Consider the following 16,953-nt stretch of genomic DNA (forward strand, 5'->3'; position numbering starts at 1 on the left):
GCGAAAGGAAACCATCATGCCGACACCGCTCATCGTTTCGGAAGTCGCCAAGAGCTTCACCATGCATTTGCGCGGCGGCCTCGTCCTGCCCGTCGTGGCCAACGTGTCCTTCTCCGTTGCATCGGGAGAATGCGTCGTGCTCGGCGGCCCCTCAGGCATCGGCAAAAGCTCGATCCTGAAAATGCTCTACGGCAACTACGCCGTCGATCAGGGCCAGATCCTCGTCAACCATGACGGCCGCATCGTCGACATCGCCTCCGCCGATCCCCGCACGGTGCTTGAAGTCCGCCGCGGCACGCTGGGTTATGTCAGCCAGTTCCTGCGCACCGTGCCGCGCGTCTCGACCCTCGATGTGGTCGCCGAACCGCTCGTCGCACGCGGTGTTTCGACGGACGAAGCACGCGACCGCGCCGCAGAACTCCTAAGCCGGCTAAACTTGCCGCGCGATCTCTGGCAGCTGCCGCCCTCCACCTTTTCCGGTGGCGAGCAGCAGCGCGTCAACATCGCCCGTGGCTTCATTACCGATCACGGCGTCCTGCTGCTGGACGAGCCCACCGCCTCGCTCGATGCCGCCAACCGTGCGGTCGTGGTCTCGATGATCCGCGCGAAGAAGGAGGCAGGCGTCGCCCTGCTCGGCATTTTCCACGACGAGGAAGTGCGCGAAGCCGTCGCCGACCGCATCCTCGACGTCATGCAGTTCTCACCGCGAAAGGTCGCGGCATGACGAAGAAGCTCGGGCTCGAACCCCTCCTTCACGAGACTGCCCGGGTCGTCAATTCGACCCTTGGCCGCTACACCGAAGTCGCCGATCGCTGCCGCCTCGATGAAGTCGAGATGGGTGACTATTCCTACATCATGCAGGACGGCGCCGTCTGGTGCGCGACGATCGGCAAATTCGCCAACATCGCAGCCGCCGTTCGCATCAACGCCACCAATCACCCGACCTGGCGGCCGACGCTGCACCACTTCACCTATCGTGCCGCCGACTATTTCGACGGCGCGGAGAACGACCACGACTTCTTCTCCTGGCGTCGCGACAACAGGGTGTCGATCGGCCACGATGTCTGGATCGGCCACGGCGCAACCGTGCTGCCCGGCGTCACTGTCGGCGATGGCGCGGTGATCGGAGCGGGCGCGGTCGTCTCCCGCGATGTTGCCCCCTACACCATCGTCGGCGGCGTGCCGGCAAAGTTGATCCGCGAGCGTTTTCCAAGGTCGGTCGCCGAGCGCATGCAGGCGCTTGCCTGGTGGGACTGGGGCCACGACCGCCTGTTCGGCGCGCTTGAGGATTTCCGTCACATGGATGCGGAACAATTCATCGAAAAATACGCATAATTGCAGCGAAATCAGAGATTTACCTGGTTTCACAAATCCTACACGAAACTGACATTCGCATTTCACGGGCCAAGGCTAATGCCTATCCAGCACCGCAATCAATGACGGCGAAGGAAAGACGATGCTCTTCAGGCTGGACAACCTCACCCGCCAGTTCGGAACCAACAAGGCCGTAGATTCGGTCACGCTTGAAATCCCGGCTGGCCAGATGGTCGGCGTGATCGGCCGCTCCGGCGCCGGCAAGTCGACGCTCCTGCGCATGATCAACCGCCTGGTCGATCCCACCTCCGGCAGCATCCGTTTCGGCGATCTCGAAATCTCGAACCTGCATGGCACGGCACTGCGCAACTGGCAGCGCGACTGCGCCATGATCTTCCAGCAGTTCAATCTGGTGCCGCGCCTCGATGTGCTGACCAACGTCCTGCTCGGCCGCCTCAACCACCGCTCGACGGCTCTTTCGATCCTCAACGTCTTCACCCGCGAGGAGCGCCTGATGGCGATCGCCGCCCTCGAGCGTCTGGGCATCGAGCAGACCGCGCTCCAGGCCGCCGGCACCCTGTCGGGTGGCCAGCAGCAGCGCGTGGCAATCGCCCGCGCCCTGATGCAGTCACCGAAAATGGTCCTCGCCGACGAGCCGATCGCCTCGCTCGATCCGCTCAACGCCAAGATCGTGATGGATGCGCTGCGCGACATCAACGAGCGCGAAGGCATCACCGTCATCACCAATCTGCACACGCTCGATACCGCCCGCAATTACTGCGAGCGCATCATCGGCATGGCGCGCGGCCGCGTCGTCTTCGACGGCTCGCCGAACGAACTCACGGCCGAGGCTGTGCATGAAATCTACGGCGCCGACCAGCATGGCGCCGGCATCGACGAGACCATGACCTCGACGAGCATCAACATTGCGCATCAGGACAATGAGCAGCGCAAGATCCCATCCGCTGGCCTCCGCCCTCTCGCCGTCGCTGAGGCCTGAGCCACGAAGATCGCTGGCCCTGCGACACGGGCGATACGTCAAGACATACCCTCATCCTACGAAACAGGAGATGAACTCATGTTGAAGAAGACCCTGCTCGCCACGGCGGCTCTCGTTGCTCTGGCCTCCGGCGTTCACGCCGAAGACCTCAAGGAATTCCGCATCGGCATCCTCGGCGGCGAAAACGAAGCCGACCGCCTGCGCAACTTCCAGTGCATGACCGAAAAGCTTCCGTCGGTTCTCGGCGTTGAAAAGGTCTCGCTCTTCCCGGCCGCCGACTATGACGGCGTTGTTCAGGGCCTGCTGGGCGGCACGCTTGATTACGCCGAACTCGGCGCATCGGCCTTTGCCAAGGTCTACCTCGCCAAGGCTGACGCCGTCGAGCCGATCCTGACGACCGTCCAGACCGACGGTTCCAGCGGCTACTACTCGATCATGGTCGCTCGCAAGGATTCGGGCATCACCAAGGTCGAAGACATCAAGGGCAAGAAGCTTGGCTATGCCGATCCGGACTCCACCTCCGGCTACCTCGTCCCCCTCGTCACCCTGCCGGAAGCGCTCGGCGGCCCGGTGGACCAGGTTGTCGCCTCCACCGGCTTCGGCGGCGGCCACGAAAATCTCGTTCTCGAAGTCGTCAAGGGCACCTTCGACGTCGGCACGACCTGGGGTTCTGGCGTCGGCGAGTTCAAGGACGGCTACACCTCGGGCAACCTGCGCAAGATGGTCGACAAGGGCATCCTGAACATGGATGACCTGGTTGAAGTCTGGAAGTCCCCGCTGATCCCGAACGGTCCGGTCGTCGTTCGCACCTCGATGAACGAGGACATGAAGACCAAGTTCAAGGAATTCATGATGGGTCTGCCGGAGTCTGACCCGGCCTGCTTCTCGGCCATCCAGGGCGGCGATTTCAAGGGCTTCACCGAAGTCAACGTCGACTTCTACAAGCCGATCATCGACGCTCGTAAGGCCACCATCGGCGGCTGATCGCTGACGTAAGCAATGGGACCGCCGGTCGGGACACCGCCGGCGGTCTTTCCTTGAAGCCTTTCCAGAAGGAATTGCGGTGATGGCCATGACGGCGACACAGCCCCCCCTGAGCGAGCGCGGCGCCGCCGTCGAGCGCCACTGGCAGGAACTTGCCGCCAAGCGGCGCATGTATACGGGCCTCGGCGCCGTGATCCTGTTCCTGGCGGTGACCGGTTCGCTGTGGTTCGCCAACGAGACCAATGCCGGCAAGTTCTTCGACCGGCTGCCTTATTTTTTCGATTTCGTCGGTGAGCTTGTCCCCCGCGACGGCTGGGAAATCTGGCGTGCTCTGTTCGACCTGCCGTCCCCCTACGACGACGGAAGCCTGAAATACAATTATCCGGAAGGCCGGTTCTACATCACCGAGAGCCTCTACATCCCGGAATACTTCCACAAGATGCTCGAGACGGTGAACATCGCGCTGCTCTCGACCGTGATCGCCATGATCTTCGGCTATGCGCTGGCATTTCTGGCGGCGAAGAACACCATGGCCAGCGCCTGGATTCGCTGGCCGGTACGCCGCTTCATGGAAATCCTCCGTGCATTTCCGGAAGTGGTCATCGCCGGCTTCTTCTTGGCGATCCTGTCGCTCGGTCCGATCCCCGCCATTATTGCCGTCACGGTCCATACCATCGGGGCGCTCGGCAAGATGTTCTTCGAGGTCATCGAGAACGCCGATATGCGGCCGGACGAGGGTCTGAGAGCCGTTGGTGCGAACTGGTTCGAACGCGTCTGGTTCGCCATCACACCCCAAGTCATGCCGAACTTCATGAGCTATTTCCTGCTGCGCCTGGAAATCAACGTGCGTGCCTCGACCATCATCGGCGCCGTCGGCGGCGGTGGCATCGGCGAAGCACTCCGCCTGTCGATCGGCCAAGGCCACGAGGCCAAGACGCTCGCGATCATTCTCCTTCTTCTGTCGACGGTGATTGCCGTGGACCAGTTCTCTGCCTGGCTCCGCCGCAAGCTTGTCGGCGAGCAGGCCTTCCAGTCGGTCACGTGAGGTTCCCATGTCGATGATCAACACCGCCGAACTGAACCGCCTAGCCGAACGCTACCCACGCGTTCTGGAGCGCAGCCTTTGGCAACGCTACCGGATCCCTTTCTCAATCGGGATGCTATCGCTGTACTTCCTGTTCTGCTGGTGGTTTTTCGCCATCGGCAAGACGCTGTCGGAAGCCAATTGGGGCATCGCGGGCAACTATCTCGCCGACTGGGTATCGTACGAAATCCGTCCCGAATTCGACATTGACCGAGATGGTGCGCTGACGATCAGCTATCCCCGCTTCGATCCGATCGGCCCGAACCCGAACCCGGACTGGATCGAGACAACGCGCACAACGATCACCCGATCAGAAGCGCCAACGCCCTCGGCCGCAGCGCCCGCCCCGACTGCTCCTAAGCCGAGCTCCTCGTTCAGCTTCATGGCGTCCCCCACGCCGCAGGCATCGGCCCCCACAACGGCGGCCGGCAGCGCTGCGGCTGCGCCGGCAGTGACGACGGAGGAGGTGATCACTGAGGCACAGGTCGCCCTTTCAGGAAGCGCCCGAATCGACATCGCGGGTGACCGCGTGACGCTGACCCGCGGCAGTGAGACGGTAACGCTTCTGCTCGACCCGGAAGACGACACCGTGATGATCGAGGGCGCCCGGCCAGACTGGGTGGAGCAGCGCCTCGAAGGCGGCCGCGTCATCGCTTATTTCGGCTCGGCCGGCTGGATTGACGTGTCCTCCGATCGCGTCCGCGTCCGCAAGCGCTTCTTCGGCTGGGAGAACTTCATCTTCGATACCAACTCGCCCTTCTTCGGCCTCTCCACTGGCGAGGTCTGGCAGAAGATCACCTCCGGCGAACGCATAGATCCGAAAATGAGCAATCTGGCACTTGCCTGGAACAACATCCTCTACAACGCGTCATGGCAGCACCTCGACGTCTGGACCAAGTTGTTGCAGACCATCGTCATGGCTTTCATGGGCACCCTGCTCGCCATGCTGGTCGCCTTCCCGCTGTCCTTCATCGCCGCGCGCAACATCACTCGCAACCGACCGGTCAACCAGATCACCAAGCGCTTCTTCGACTTCGTCCGGTCGGTCGACATGCTGATCTGGGCCCTGTTCTTCACCCGCGCTTTCGGGCCGGGACCGCTTGCCGGCATTTCCGCGATTTTCGTCACCGACACCGGCACGCTCGGCAAGCTCTACGCCGAGGCCCTGGAGAACATCGATGACAAGCAGCGCGAAGGGGTCAAGTCAGTCGGCGCGCCGGCAGCAGCAGTCCAGCGCTTCGGGGTTCTGCCGCAAGTCATGCCAGTCTTCGCCTCTCAGGCGCTCTATTTCTGGGAATCGAACACGCGCTCGGCCACCATCATCGGCGCTGTCGGCGCCGGCGGCATCGGTCTGAAGCTCTGGGAAGCCATGCGCACCAATTCCGACTGGGAAAACGTCGCCTATATGGTGCTGCTCATCCTCATCGTGGTGTTTCTATTCGATGCCATCTCCAATAGCCTGCGCTCGCGCCTGATCGGCAAGAGTCGCCACTGACATACCGGGCGGGACCAGCCGCCCGCATTTAAGATACGAAAGCCAAAGCCTTGCGTTACGCCCTCTACTTCGCCCCCGCCGCCGATGATCCGCTGAACAGAACGGCAGCGGAGTGGCTGGGGCGGGATGCGTTCACCGGGACCGAGTTTCTCAAGGCCGCGGACGGTGGGCTTTCGAGCGACGAACTGGATGCGCTGACGGCCGATCCCCGGCGTTACGGCTTTCATGCAACTCTGAAAGCACCCTTCCACCTGGCCGACGGGCGAAGTGACGCAGAGCTGCTGGACGCGATGAAAGCCTTCACCGCGAAGACATCCGCCTTCGACATTCCTTCCGTGGTGGTCGGGCAGTTGGGCCACTTCTTCGCCCTGGTGCCGGAGAGCCTTTATCCGCCCTTGCAGGCGTTCGCGGCAAGCGTCGTGGAAACCTTCGAGCCCTTCCGCGCACCGCTTTCCGAAGCAGATATCGCAAGGCGCAAACCCGACTCGTTGCCGCCACGCCAGCGGGAAAACCTTGTGAGTTGGGGTTACCCTTACGTCTTCGACGACTTCCGTTTCCACATGACCCTGACAGGCCACGTGCCCGAAGCACAGGCGCCGGCCATGGCCGCAATCTTGAACCGACGTTTCGCCGATTTCATCCGCCGCCCCTTGAGGATCGACGCTCTCGTGCTTTTCGTCGAACCCGAACGCGGTGCTCCATTTTCCGTCCATTCCTGGCTGCCCCTGAAGGCGGCCCAACAGAACGGCTGATCTCATGTCTGAACAGATACTCTCAAACGCCCGCATCGTCCTTGAAGACCGGATCGTCGATGGCAGCGTCGTCATTCGTGACGGCAAGATCGCATCGATCGACGAAGGAAAGAGCAGCACGGGCGAAGACTTCGGCGGTGATTACCTGATCCCGGGTCTCGTCGAACTGCACACCGACCATCTGGAATCGCACTATTCCCCGCGTCCCGGCGTGCGCTGGCACATGACCTCGGCCATCCAGGCCCACGACGCCCAGATCGTCACCTCCGGCATCACCACCGTTTTCGACTGCCTGCGCATGGGCTCCGACGAGGACGGCGGCTTCGACAAGGGCGAGATGCGCGAGATGGCCGACGCCATCCAGGCCGCAGAACGCGACGACCGGCTGCGCGCGGAGCACCTCATTCACCTGCGCTGTGAAGTCGCCTCGGACAATGTGCTCGATCACTTCGCCGATTTCGAGAACGACCCGCATGTGCGCCTCGTCTCGCTGATGGACCATTCCCCGGGCCAGCGTCAGTTCCAGACGATGGACCAGTACACGCTCTACTACAAAACCAAGCGCGGCCTGACCGACGAACAGTTCGCCCGCTTCGTGGAAAGCCGCCTCTCGCTCTCGCAGAAATATTCCGCAGTCCATCGGGATGCACTCGCCAAGGTCTGCGCCGAGCGCGGCATCACCGTCGCAAGCCATGACGATGCGACGCTCGCCCATGTTGAAGAGGCCAAGGGACACGGCGTGAAGCTCGCGGAATTCCCGACCAGCTTCGAGGCTGCGGAAGCCTCCCACAAATCCGGCATGAGCGTGCTGATGGGCGCCCCGAATGTCGTGCGCGGCAAATCGCATTCCGGCAACATCGCCGCACGCGATCTCGCCAAACGCGGCGTGCTCGACGTCCTGTCCTCCGACTACGTGCCGCTCAGCCTCCTGCATGCGAGCTTCGTGCTCGCCGACGAAATCGACGGCATCTCGCTGCCCCAGGCGATCGCTATGGTCACATCAACGCCGGCACGCACCGTTAGCCTTGACGATCGCGGCCGCATCGAAGCCGGCCTGCGGGCCGATCTCGTGCGCGTCCGTCGGACGGATGGCGTTCCGGTCATCCGCTCGGTCTGGCGGGAAGGGCGTCGGGTGGCCTGATGACGCAAGCAGTCACGGAGCGGTCGGCAAGCAGGGAGACCGTCAGCGGCACGCTGGTCGCCGTCGTCGGCCCGAGCGGCGTCGGCAAGGACAGCCTCATGGACTTCGCGCGTCGGCACTTTGCCGGTCGCTCGGACTTGCACTTCGTCCGCCGCGTGATTACCCGTCCGCGCGATGCCGTGGGCGAGGACCATGAACCCGTGACGCTCGACCGCTTCGAAGCGCTTTCTCAGGCAGGCGCCTTCGCCGTCAGCTGGCGGGCCCATGGGCTCGGCTATGGCATTCCTGCCGATGTCTACCAGAGCCTAGGCCGCGGCGATGTCGTCATCGCCAATGGATCCCGCTCGGCGCTCGAAGCCTTCCGCTCCGCCTTCGCCAATCTCGTCGTCGTCAATGTCACCGCGCAACCGCAAGTCCTGGCCAAGCGCCTGGCGGCCCGCGGCCGGGAAACCGCTGCCGACATCGAAGCCCGGCTCGCCCGCGCGACCGAGCCCTTGTCTCCGGACTTGCACGTCGTCGAGATCGACAACAGCGGCGAATTGGAAGCGGCCGGCAGGACGCTTGTCGACCTGATCGAGAGCCTGCTACACAAGGACTGAGGAGCACGTGGCGCCGGTTCGCTGACAAGCCTGCCACACTCTGAACGCGAAAGCTTCGTCGTCTCGCTTTTTCCAGGCTTTCGGCTTGACTCCCGTCATGCCCTCACGTATGCGACGCTCGACTTAAAGCGTGGGCGAACTGCGCCTTTCGTTCTTCGCGATATCGCGAAGCGCAACCGGCGGGTCTTTTGATCCGCTCCTCCGACTGGCAAAAAGACGGCCCCTCGACAAGGGGAGAGCCGGAACGAACATGAAAGGATAAAAAATGTTCGCAGTCATCAAGACCGGCGGTAAGCAGTACCGCGTTAACGCCAACGACGTGCTGACCATCGAAAAGCTGGAAGCCGAAGCTGGCGCAACCATCGAATTCAACGAAGTTCTCGTCGTCGGCGAAGGCGAATCTGCAACCATCGGCGCGCCCTTCGTGGCTGGCGCCAAGGTTACGGCCGAAGTTGTCGAACAGACCCGCGGCAAGAAGGTCATCGCCTTCAAGAAGCGTCGTCGTCAGAACTCGAAGCGTTCGCGCGGCCATCGTCAGCACCACACCGTGGTGCGTATCACCGACATCGTCGCCGCCTGAAGCGCGTCTAACTACAAGGTTTAAAGGAGAACTCCCATGGCACACAAAAAAGCTGGCGGTTCCTCGCGCAACGGTCGCGATTCCAATTCCAAGCGCCTCGGCGTGAAGAAGTTCGGTGGCGAAGTCGTCATTCCGGGCAACATTATCGTGCGTCAGCGCGGCACCCAGTGGCATCCGGGCGCGAACGTCGGCATGGGCAAGGACCATACCCTCTTTGCACTCACGGCCGGCAATGTGGACTACCGTACGAAGTCGAACGGTCGAGTCTTCGTGTCTGTAATGCCGAAAGCCGAAGCAGCGGAATAAGCCGGTAGCGCTCTAAAACAGCCGGCGTCTCATCGACCCGGCTGACCGCACCAGGTTCAGTCTAGAAAACAGGGGAGATGGGGCGCCATCTCCCCTTTTTTCTTGTCCAACGAAGGAGACTGAACCATGCAAAGTCTGATGTTGAGGGACGACCAATCACGGTCGCCCGAAGAACGGCCAAGGCCCGATCGGCCGAGGAGCGATTGCCCTGTCTTATTGTCGCAAAGGCTGGTCCTGCGCGCACCCCACACCGAAGACATCGACGCCCTTGCCCATCTCGCCAACAACGCCGCCATTGCCACCATGGTGGCACGCATGCCGCATCCCTATACGGCGAAAGACGCGGCCGACTTCGTGCGACGCACGAATATCGGCGAGATTGGCAAGTGCGTCTATGCCATCACAAAGGCGGACAATGGCGAGTTCCTCGGTTGCTGCGCGCTGGAGCCCAATCCGGCCGACGACACCATCCTGGAAATGGGCTACTGGCTGGGCGAACCCTACTGGAACAAGGGTTATGCCACCGAGGCAGCCCATGCCCTGATCGACATGGCCTTCCGCACCCGCGAATGGGTAAGCCGCATCGATGCACGCTGCCGCGTCACCAACATCGCCTCGCGCCGGGTCATCCAGAAGTCCGGCTTCCAGTTCCAGGGCACCGGCATGGTCGGCAACCTTGCCATGGGCGGGCCGGTCCCCGTCGAATGGTACAGGCTCGACCGCAAGACCTGGCTGTCCCTGAAGAGCTGGGGGGAAATGCGATGAGCGCGATGCTGGCCGAAAGACCCGCCACAGTGCCGCTGATGCCGGGCGCCTGCCCGGTCATCGAAACGGCACGCCTGGTGCTGCGCCCTCACCGCATGCAGGATGCGGATGCGATTGCGAACTCGCTCACCGATTTCGCCGTTGCCCGCATGCTGACGCGCGTGCCTGTCCCTTACGACCGCGAGGATGGACGCGACTGGCTGAACATGGTGACGTCGGGCCTCAAGCCCGACTGGCACTTTGCGATCACGCTCGATGGCGTCCATATCGGGGTTGTGTCCCTGGAGCTCCGCCACGGCCTTTGGCACATCGGCTACTGGCTGAACCGCTTCTACTGGGGCAAGGGCATCATGTCCGAAGCCGTCGAGGCAGCCCTCGACCGTTTCTTCCGGCGCATGCCGCAAGCCGAGATTTTCGGCGGCGCCTTTGCCGACAACCCGGCATCGCTTCGCCTGCTGGAAGCCCGCGGTTTTCGCACGGTCGGCGTTGAGGACGTCTTCTCCAAGGCGCGCAATACCATGGCGCCGCTGGTCGAATTCCGTCTGTCCCAGCCGGACTTCGCCGGCCGCAGGAGACTTGCATAGCCGACAATGCTCCGGGCGCCAGCCGCCCGGGGCTCACCCTTCCGCCAGTTCGACCCAGACCGGCAGATGGTCGGAACCACGGGCGGAAGTATCCACACGACAGGCTTCAAGGCGACCCGCAAGGCCGCCGCTGACGAAACAGTAATCGAGATGCATGCGCCGCGCCCCGTCCTCGCTGATCCAGCTATACCCGTCCGCCGGCCGGGCCTTGAGGTATGCCTCCGCATCCGTCGGAAACCCGGAACGCGGCGCGCGCCCGTAATAGGCGTCGTTGCGGCCGACCATAGCGATATATTCGGGGCTTTCCGGCTCCATATTGAAGTCGCCCATGATCAGGAAGTCCTGCGGCAGCGGCGGATCCGGCAGGCCGAATTCATTGACGCCGGTCAGGGCGCCCCCTTCCTCGCCATAGAGCTGGACGCGATCCTTGAGGAAGGCGATTTGCGCCAGCCGCTCGTCCGGCGAGACATGGTCGAGATGAACGGAATAGACCCTGAGCGCCCCGCCCGGCGCCTCGATCACCGCCTCCAGCGCGCCCCGTTGCAGGTTGAGCCTGTCGAAGGTCCGGTGGCGCGGCAAGAGCAGGTTGCGGCTGGCGCGGATCGGAAAACGCGACAGCACCATGTTGCCGAACTGGAAGCGCCGCTCCCGCAGACGCCCATCGGTGACCGCATGATCGACCAGCACATCGCAGGCCGGTCCGAAGACAGTGAAATAGGTCGGAAAGGCCGCGGAGAAGATCTCGACAAGATCCGCATAGTCGTTCCGGCTGTAACCGCGGGTGACTTCCTGCAACGCAATCACATCGGCATCGCGGATGCTGTCGGCGATGCGATCGGGGTCGAAACGCCCGTCCTGACCGAAGCCGTATTGGATGTTGTAGCTTACGAACTTCACGATACTCTTTGACCTCCGCGCCAAGCGGCTATATCGATGGCCGCAATCTCCGCGCAGAACCTGACAGAAGAATTGACGGCAGCAAGATGAAATTTCTCGATGAGGCTAAGGTATACATTCGCTCGGGCGACGGCGGCGCCGGTGCTGTCTCGTTTCGGCGCGAAAAGTTCATCGAGTTCGGCGGACCCGACGGTGGCGACGGCGGCCGCGGCGGCGACGTGTGGGTCGAGGCCGTCAACGGCCTGAACACGCTCATCGACTTCCGCTTCCAGCAGCACTTCAAGGCAAAAACCGGCACGCACGGCATGGGCCGCAACCGGACCGGCGCCAATGGCGAAGACGTGACGCTGAAGGTTCCTGTCGGCACCCAGATCTTCGAAGAGGACAACGAGACCCTGATCGTCGACCTGACGGCCGAGGGCCAGCGTTTCCGCATTGCCAAGGGCGGCAATGGCGGCTTCGGCAACGCCCATTTCAAGACCTCGACGAACCAGGCGCCCGATTGGGCCAATCCGGGTCTCGAGGGCGAGGAAAAGACCGTCTGGCTGCGCCTGAAGCTGATCGCCGATGCCGGTCTCGTCGGCCTGCCCAATGCCGGCAAGTCGACGTTCCTGGCCTCGGTCACCCGCGCACGGCCGAAGATCGCCAATTACCCGTTCACGACGCTGCATCCGAATCTCGGCGTTGCCACTGTCGACGAACGCGAATTCATCCTCGCCGACATTCCCGGTCTGATCGAAGGCGCCCATGAAGGCGTCGGCATCGGCGACCGTTTCCTCGGCCACGTCGAGCGCACCCGCGTGCTTCTGCACCTCGTTTCTGCCCAGGAAGAGCAAGTCGGCAAGGCCTACAAGACCGTCCGCCACGAACTCGATGCCTATGGCGGCGGCCTCGAAGACAAGCCGGAGATTGTCGCACTCTCCCAGATTGACGTGCTGGACGAGGCCGAACTCAAGAAGAAGGCAGCGGAGCTGAAGAAGGCCTGCGGCCAGACACCGCTGCTTCTCTCGGCCATCACCAACAAGGGCATGACGGATGCGCTGCGCGCCCTGCGCGATGTGATCGTCGCGGCCCAGGGCAATCAGCCCCTGCCCGAGAAGCGTGAGAAGAACCGGCGGAAGCGGGACGACGACGGCAATCTCGAAGCCGGCTTCGACGGGGAAGGCGACGACTGATGACCACCCGGCTCCGCTCGCTCTCCCGCGTGAAGCGGGTCGTCATCAAGATCGGCTCCGCCCTTCTGGTTGATCGCGGTTCCGGCATGCGCAAAGCCTGGCTCGACGCCATCTGCGATGACATCGCGGCGCTGAAGGCAAGGGGCACGGACGTTCTCGTCGTCTCCTCGGGCGCCATCGCCCTCGGCCGCACCGTGCTCGACATGCCCTCCGGCGCCCTGAAGCTCGAGGAAAGCCAGGCCTGCGCAGCCGTCGGTCAGATTGCGCTGGCCCGCCATTGGGCAGAAAGCCTCTCCCGCCACCAGATCGTCGCGGGCCAGGTCCTGCTGACTCTGGGCGACACCGAAGAGCGCCGCCGCTATCTCAACGCCCGCGCCACCCTCAATCAGCTCTTGAAGATCGGCGCCGTGCCGATCATCAACGAAAACGATACAGTCGCGACGACCGAAATCCGCTACGGCGACAACGATCGTCTGGCCGCCCGCGTCGCCACCATGGCCGGCGCCGACCTGCTCGTTCTGCTCTCCGACATCGACGGCCTTTACACGGCCCCGCCCCATCTCGACCCGCAGGCGCAGTTCCTCGACACGATCGAAGAGATCACACCCGCGATCGAAGCCATGGCCGGCGGTGCAGCCTCGGAACTGTCGCGCGGCGGCATGCGCACCAAGATCGACGCCGGCAAGATCGCAACCAGCGCCGGCTGCGCCATGATCATTGCATCGGGCAAGACCATGAACCCGCTCGCAGGGATCGAAAACGGCGCAAGGCATTCCTGGTTTGCCGCCTCCAAGTCGCCGGTCACGGCACGCAAGACCTGGATCGCCGGTCAGCTACAGCCGGCCGGTATCGTGCAGGTGGACAATGGTGCCGAAGGTGCGCTGCGCTCCGGCAAGAGCCTGCTGCCCGCAGGCGTGCGATCCGTCTCCGGCGCCTTCCATCGCGGCGATACCGTGTCGATCGTGACGACTGAGGGGCGCGAGATCGCCCGTGGCCTGGCGGGTTACGATGCCGACGAGGCACGCCGCATCTGCGGGCGCAAGTCCAACGAGATCGAGAAGATCCTCGGTTATCCCGGCCGCGCCGCCATGATCCATCGAGACGATCTCGTCATGACCGAACCGAAACTGCGGGACACCGCAGCGAGTGACCGCAAGGATGCAGCCCATGCTTGATGCCGTGTCGAACCAGAACTCCGTCGAAGGCCTGATGCTCGACATCGGCCGCCGCGCCCGCGCCGCCGCTCGACCGCTGGCCATCGCCTCGACGGATGCCAAGAACAAGGCGCTTCTCGCCATGGCCGAAGCTCTCGTCGCCGCCGAGGCCGAGATCCTTGCTGCCAATGCGCTCGACCTGAAGAACGCGGCGGCCGCCAACCTCGCCGCCTCCTTCGTCGATCGTCTGACCCTGAATTCCGCCCGTGTCGCAGCGATTGCGCGGTCGATGCGCGAGATTGCCGAGCTGCCCGATCCCGTCGGCAGCATGATCACCGAATGGGACCGCCCGAACGGCTTGCATATCGAGCGCGTGCGCACGCCGCTTGGCGTGATCGGCGTGATCTACGAGAGCCGCCCGAACGTGACCGCGGATGCCGGCGCCCTCTGCCTGAAGGCCGGCAATGCCGTCATCCTGCGCGGCGGATCGGATTCGGTCCATTCCTCGCGGGCGATCCATGCCTGCCTGGTAAAGGGTCTCGTCTCCGCCGACCTGCCCGCCGATGCCATCCAGCTTGTGCCCACCACGGATCGCGCTGCCGTCGGCGCGCTGCTGTCGGGCCTCGAAGGTTCGATCGACGTGATCGTGCCCCGCGGCGGCAAAAGCCTCGTCGCGCGTGTGCAGCAGGAAGCCCGCGTGCCGGTTTTCGCCCATCTCGAAGGCCTCTGCCACGTCTATGTCGACGGCTCTGCCGATCTCGACATGGCAAAGAAGATCGTCGTCAACGCCAAGATGCGCCGCACCGGCATCTGCGGCTCGGCCGAAACCCTGCTCGTCGACAGTGCTGCCATCTCCACCCATCTGCAGCCGCTGATCGAGGTTCTGACGGAAGCCGGCTGCGAAATCCGCGCCTCGGCCACGGTGCTGCGGGTCATCCCGGGCTTGAAGCCGGCCACGGAAGAAGACTGGCGCACGGAATATCTCGACGCGATTATCTCGGTGGCGGTCGTTGACGGGATCGGTGGGGCGATCGACCACATAGCCCGCTATTCGTCGAACCACACCGAGGCCGTCATCGCGGAAGACCCCGCCGTCGTCGAGCGGTTCTTCAACGAGATCGATTCTGCGATCCTGCTGCACAATGCATCCACCCAGTTCGCCGATGGGGGCGAATTCGGCATGGGGGCGGAGATCGGGATTGCGACCGGCAAGATGCATGCGCGCGGTCCCGTTGGCGTCGAACAGCTGACCTCTTTCAAGTACCGTGTTCGCGGCAACGGCCAGGTCCGTCCCTGAGGTGGTGGAAACCGCACTCGCCCATCGCCATACCGTGATGCCGCATGTCGAGCGCGGCATGGTGGTCGGCCTGTTCGGCGGCTCCTTCAACCCCCCGCATCAGGGGCACCTGCTGGTGGCCGAGATCGCCTTGAGACGTCTTGGCCTCGATCAGCTCTGGTGGCTGGTGACGCCGGGCAATCCGCTCAAGAGCCGCAACGAACTGGCGCCGCTGGCGGAGCGGCTGGCGGCCTGCGAAGCGCTGGCCGGGGATCCGAGGATCAAGATCACGGCCTTCGAAAAGACGCTTGGCACGAGCTACACCGCCCGGACGCTGGACTTCATCCGCGCCCGCAATCCCCATGTCCATTTCATCTGGATCATGGGAGCCGACAATCTGGCCGGCTTCCACCGCTGGCAGCGCTGGCAGAAGATCGCAACGACCTTCCCGATCGCCGTCATCGACCGGCCAGGCTCCACGCTCGCCTATCTCTCGTCGAAGACGGCACGGACCTTCGATTACGCACGGGTTGACGAGGAGGATGCCGGTGTTCTCTGGCAGAAGCGGGCACCCGCCTGGACCTTCATTCACGGGCCGCGCTCGACCCTGAGCTCTACCGCGATCCGGGCCGCGGCAGGCAAGCCGCGATCTTGAGGATCGGCACCTTCGGCATTTTCGACCATGCCTTGAAAGTTTAACAGATCAATGCCACCTTTTGGTGGCGATCCGAGTTATAGAATCGCAGACGTGCTGTTCTGTTATTCCAAGGAAAGGACGAACTCTGACAACAGTACACACCAAGGGACGCGCCTCTCGCGCTATCCCGAAGAGCATGGAACGTGGCGCCGATGCTGCAGCCCGTGCGCTTGAGCTGGTCCTCGCAAGCCTCGAGGACTCTAAAGCAGAAGACATCGTCTCTATCGACATTGCCGGCAAATCGGCCCTGGGCGACTACATGGTGGTCGTGTCCGGACGCTCGAACCGTCATGTCTCGGCGATCAGCGAACACCTCATCTCCGATCTGAAGGACGAAGGCCTGGGCTCTGCCCGCGTCGAAGGTCTCGACAGTGGCGATTGGGTGCTGATCGATACGGGAGACATCATCGTGCATGTGTTCCGGCCCGAAATCCGTGAGTTCTACAACATCGAAAAGATGTGGGCGGCTCCGGACATCGAGGATCGCTTGCACTAATACGGCCGGCCGTCCTCAAGGACGGTCCCGAAGCCGGATTGACACGGCAGGGTAGTTCCTGCCGATAGAGATGGTTTTGTGACCTGAAACTGGGACTGCCCGCATGAAAATTGGCATCTATGCCGTGGGCCGGCTTAAGGCCGGTCCGGAGAAGGAACTCGCGTCCCGCTATTTGGACCGTCTTGCCAAGGCCGGGCCGCAATGTGGCCTTGAGTTCACCCGCTCCGTCGAGCTGAATGAAAGCCGCGCCGGCAATGCCGACACGAGAAAGCGCGAGGAAGCCCAGGAGCTTTCCCGCCAGATCCCCGACGGCGCGCTCATTGTCGTCCTCGACGAGCGTGGCAAGGCTTTTGACAGTGCCGAATTCGCGAAATTCGTCGGAGATGCCGCCGACAATGGCCAGCGCGACATGGCCTTCGTCATCGGTGGCGCCGATGGCATCGATCCCGAGCTGCGCGATCGCGCCCGCCTCGTCCTCAATCTCGGCAAGCTCACCTGGCCACATCAGCTGGTCCGCATCCTGATCGCCGAGCAGCTTTACCGCGCCGTGACCATCCTGACGGGACATCCCTATCACCGCGTTTGACGGCGCCGATCCCGATCGGCGACGCAATGCTTTGCCTTGATCGCAAATCAGCGTATTTTCGCCGCCGA

At 63.2% G+C, this 16,953-nt stretch carries 20 protein-coding genes; 19 read left to right on the forward strand and 1 reads right to left on the reverse strand.

The window, feature by feature from the left end:
* The first annotated feature begins 16 nt into the window (after positions 1-16).
* The 13 genes from phnL to M1E12_RS18495 all read left to right on the forward strand — a co-directional run bounded on the left by phnL (position 17) and on the right by M1E12_RS18495 (position 10,604).
* Positions 17-724, forward strand: a complete 708-nt coding sequence (phnL, locus tag M1E12_RS18435) for a phosphonate C-P lyase system protein PhnL (protein ID WP_479562850.1) — start codon at positions 17-19, stop codon at positions 722-724.
* The gene (locus tag M1E12_RS18440) at positions 721-1,335 is read left to right on the forward strand and encodes a DapH/DapD/GlmU-related protein (RefSeq protein ID WP_479562851.1); all 615 of its coding nucleotides are present in this window, start codon (positions 721-723) and stop codon (positions 1,333-1,335) included. The genes phnL and M1E12_RS18440 overlap by 4 nt, the downstream gene beginning before the upstream one ends.
* A 121-nt stretch (positions 1,336-1,456) precedes the next feature.
* Complete coding sequence (gene phnC / locus M1E12_RS18445; RefSeq protein WP_113459019.1) at positions 1,457-2,314, forward strand: phosphonate ABC transporter ATP-binding protein; 858 nt, start codon at positions 1,457-1,459, stop codon at positions 2,312-2,314.
* A gap of 78 nt (positions 2,315-2,392) precedes the next feature.
* Complete coding sequence (phnD, locus tag M1E12_RS18450) at positions 2,393-3,298, forward strand: phosphonate ABC transporter substrate-binding protein (RefSeq protein ID WP_113459020.1); 906 nt, start codon at positions 2,393-2,395, stop codon at positions 3,296-3,298.
* An 82-nt stretch (positions 3,299-3,380) separates the two neighbouring features.
* Entirely contained in the window at positions 3,381-4,343 is a 963-nt protein-coding gene (phnE, locus tag M1E12_RS18455; protein WP_136539319.1) for a phosphonate ABC transporter, permease protein PhnE, read from the forward strand.
* A gap of 7 nt (positions 4,344-4,350) precedes the next feature.
* Entirely contained in the window at positions 4,351-5,877 is a 1,527-nt protein-coding gene (phnE, locus tag M1E12_RS18460) for a phosphonate ABC transporter, permease protein PhnE (protein WP_479562852.1), read from the forward strand.
* 50 nt (positions 5,878-5,927) lie between these two features.
* Positions 5,928-6,629 carry a DUF1045 domain-containing protein gene (locus tag M1E12_RS18465; RefSeq protein WP_479562853.1) on the forward strand — a complete coding sequence of 234 codons (702 nt, stop codon included), beginning with the start codon at positions 5,928-5,930 and terminating at the stop codon, positions 6,627-6,629.
* 4 nt (positions 6,630-6,633) lie between these two features.
* A complete protein-coding gene (locus M1E12_RS18470) occupies positions 6,634-7,770 on the forward strand; it encodes an alpha-D-ribose 1-methylphosphonate 5-triphosphate diphosphatase (protein ID WP_479562854.1) in 1,137 nt (378 codons plus the stop codon).
* Positions 7,770-8,369 (forward strand): phosphonate metabolism protein/1,5-bisphosphokinase (PRPP-forming) PhnN, encoded by a 600-nt coding sequence (gene phnN, locus M1E12_RS18475; RefSeq protein WP_479562855.1) that lies wholly within the window; start codon positions 7,770-7,772, stop codon positions 8,367-8,369. The genes M1E12_RS18470 and phnN overlap by 1 nt, the downstream gene beginning before the upstream one ends.
* A gap of 265 nt (positions 8,370-8,634) precedes the next feature.
* Positions 8,635-8,949: a 50S ribosomal protein L21 gene (gene rplU / locus M1E12_RS18480; RefSeq protein WP_113377745.1), complete on the forward strand. Its 315-nt coding sequence runs from the start codon at positions 8,635-8,637 to the stop codon at positions 8,947-8,949.
* A gap of 36 nt (positions 8,950-8,985) precedes the next feature.
* Positions 8,986-9,255 carry a 50S ribosomal protein L27 gene (gene rpmA / locus M1E12_RS18485; protein WP_110791351.1) on the forward strand — a complete coding sequence of 90 codons (270 nt, stop codon included), beginning with the start codon at positions 8,986-8,988 and terminating at the stop codon, positions 9,253-9,255.
* A gap of 126 nt (positions 9,256-9,381) precedes the next feature.
* Positions 9,382-10,020 carry a GNAT family N-acetyltransferase gene (locus tag M1E12_RS18490; RefSeq protein ID WP_113459026.1) on the forward strand — a complete coding sequence of 213 codons (639 nt, stop codon included), beginning with the start codon at positions 9,382-9,384 and terminating at the stop codon, positions 10,018-10,020.
* Positions 10,017-10,604, forward strand: a complete 588-nt coding sequence (locus M1E12_RS18495; protein ID WP_479562856.1) for a GNAT family N-acetyltransferase — start codon at positions 10,017-10,019, stop codon at positions 10,602-10,604. The genes M1E12_RS18490 and M1E12_RS18495 overlap by 4 nt, the downstream gene beginning before the upstream one ends.
* 33 nt (positions 10,605-10,637) lie before the next feature.
* Here M1E12_RS18495 and M1E12_RS18500 read toward each other — a convergent pair whose 3' ends face one another.
* Positions 10,638-11,501, reverse strand: a complete 864-nt coding sequence (locus tag M1E12_RS18500; protein ID WP_479562857.1) for an endonuclease/exonuclease/phosphatase family protein — start codon at positions 11,499-11,501, stop codon at positions 10,638-10,640.
* Between the two features lie 86 nt (positions 11,502-11,587).
* Here M1E12_RS18500 and obgE point away from each other — a divergent pair, with 86 nt between their 5' ends.
* From obgE to rlmH, 6 genes are all read left to right on the forward strand, one after another.
* Complete coding sequence (obgE, locus tag M1E12_RS18505) at positions 11,588-12,676, forward strand: GTPase ObgE (protein WP_310242651.1); 1,089 nt, start codon at positions 11,588-11,590, stop codon at positions 12,674-12,676.
* A complete protein-coding gene (proB, locus tag M1E12_RS18510) occupies positions 12,676-13,851 on the forward strand; it encodes a glutamate 5-kinase (protein ID WP_479562858.1) in 1,176 nt (391 codons plus the stop codon). Before obgE ends, proB begins: the two co-directional genes overlap by 1 nt.
* Positions 13,844-15,127 (forward strand): glutamate-5-semialdehyde dehydrogenase, encoded by a 1,284-nt coding sequence (locus M1E12_RS18515; protein WP_479562859.1) that lies wholly within the window; start codon positions 13,844-13,846, stop codon positions 15,125-15,127. Before proB ends, M1E12_RS18515 begins: the two co-directional genes overlap by 8 nt.
* A gap of 37 nt (positions 15,128-15,164) precedes the next feature.
* The gene (locus tag M1E12_RS18520; RefSeq protein ID WP_479564914.1) at positions 15,165-15,761 is read left to right on the forward strand and encodes a nicotinate-nucleotide adenylyltransferase; all 597 of its coding nucleotides are present in this window, start codon (positions 15,165-15,167) and stop codon (positions 15,759-15,761) included.
* Between the two features lie 127 nt (positions 15,762-15,888).
* Complete coding sequence (gene rsfS, locus M1E12_RS18525) at positions 15,889-16,299, forward strand: ribosome silencing factor (protein WP_183954621.1); 411 nt, start codon at positions 15,889-15,891, stop codon at positions 16,297-16,299.
* A gap of 103 nt (positions 16,300-16,402) precedes the next feature.
* Positions 16,403-16,885: a 23S rRNA (pseudouridine(1915)-N(3))-methyltransferase RlmH gene (gene rlmH / locus M1E12_RS18530; RefSeq protein ID WP_479562860.1), complete on the forward strand. Its 483-nt coding sequence runs from the start codon at positions 16,403-16,405 to the stop codon at positions 16,883-16,885.
* The last annotated feature ends 68 nt before the right edge of the window (positions 16,886-16,953 follow it).

It is taken from the genome of Rhizobium sp. K33, assembly GCF_056501445.1.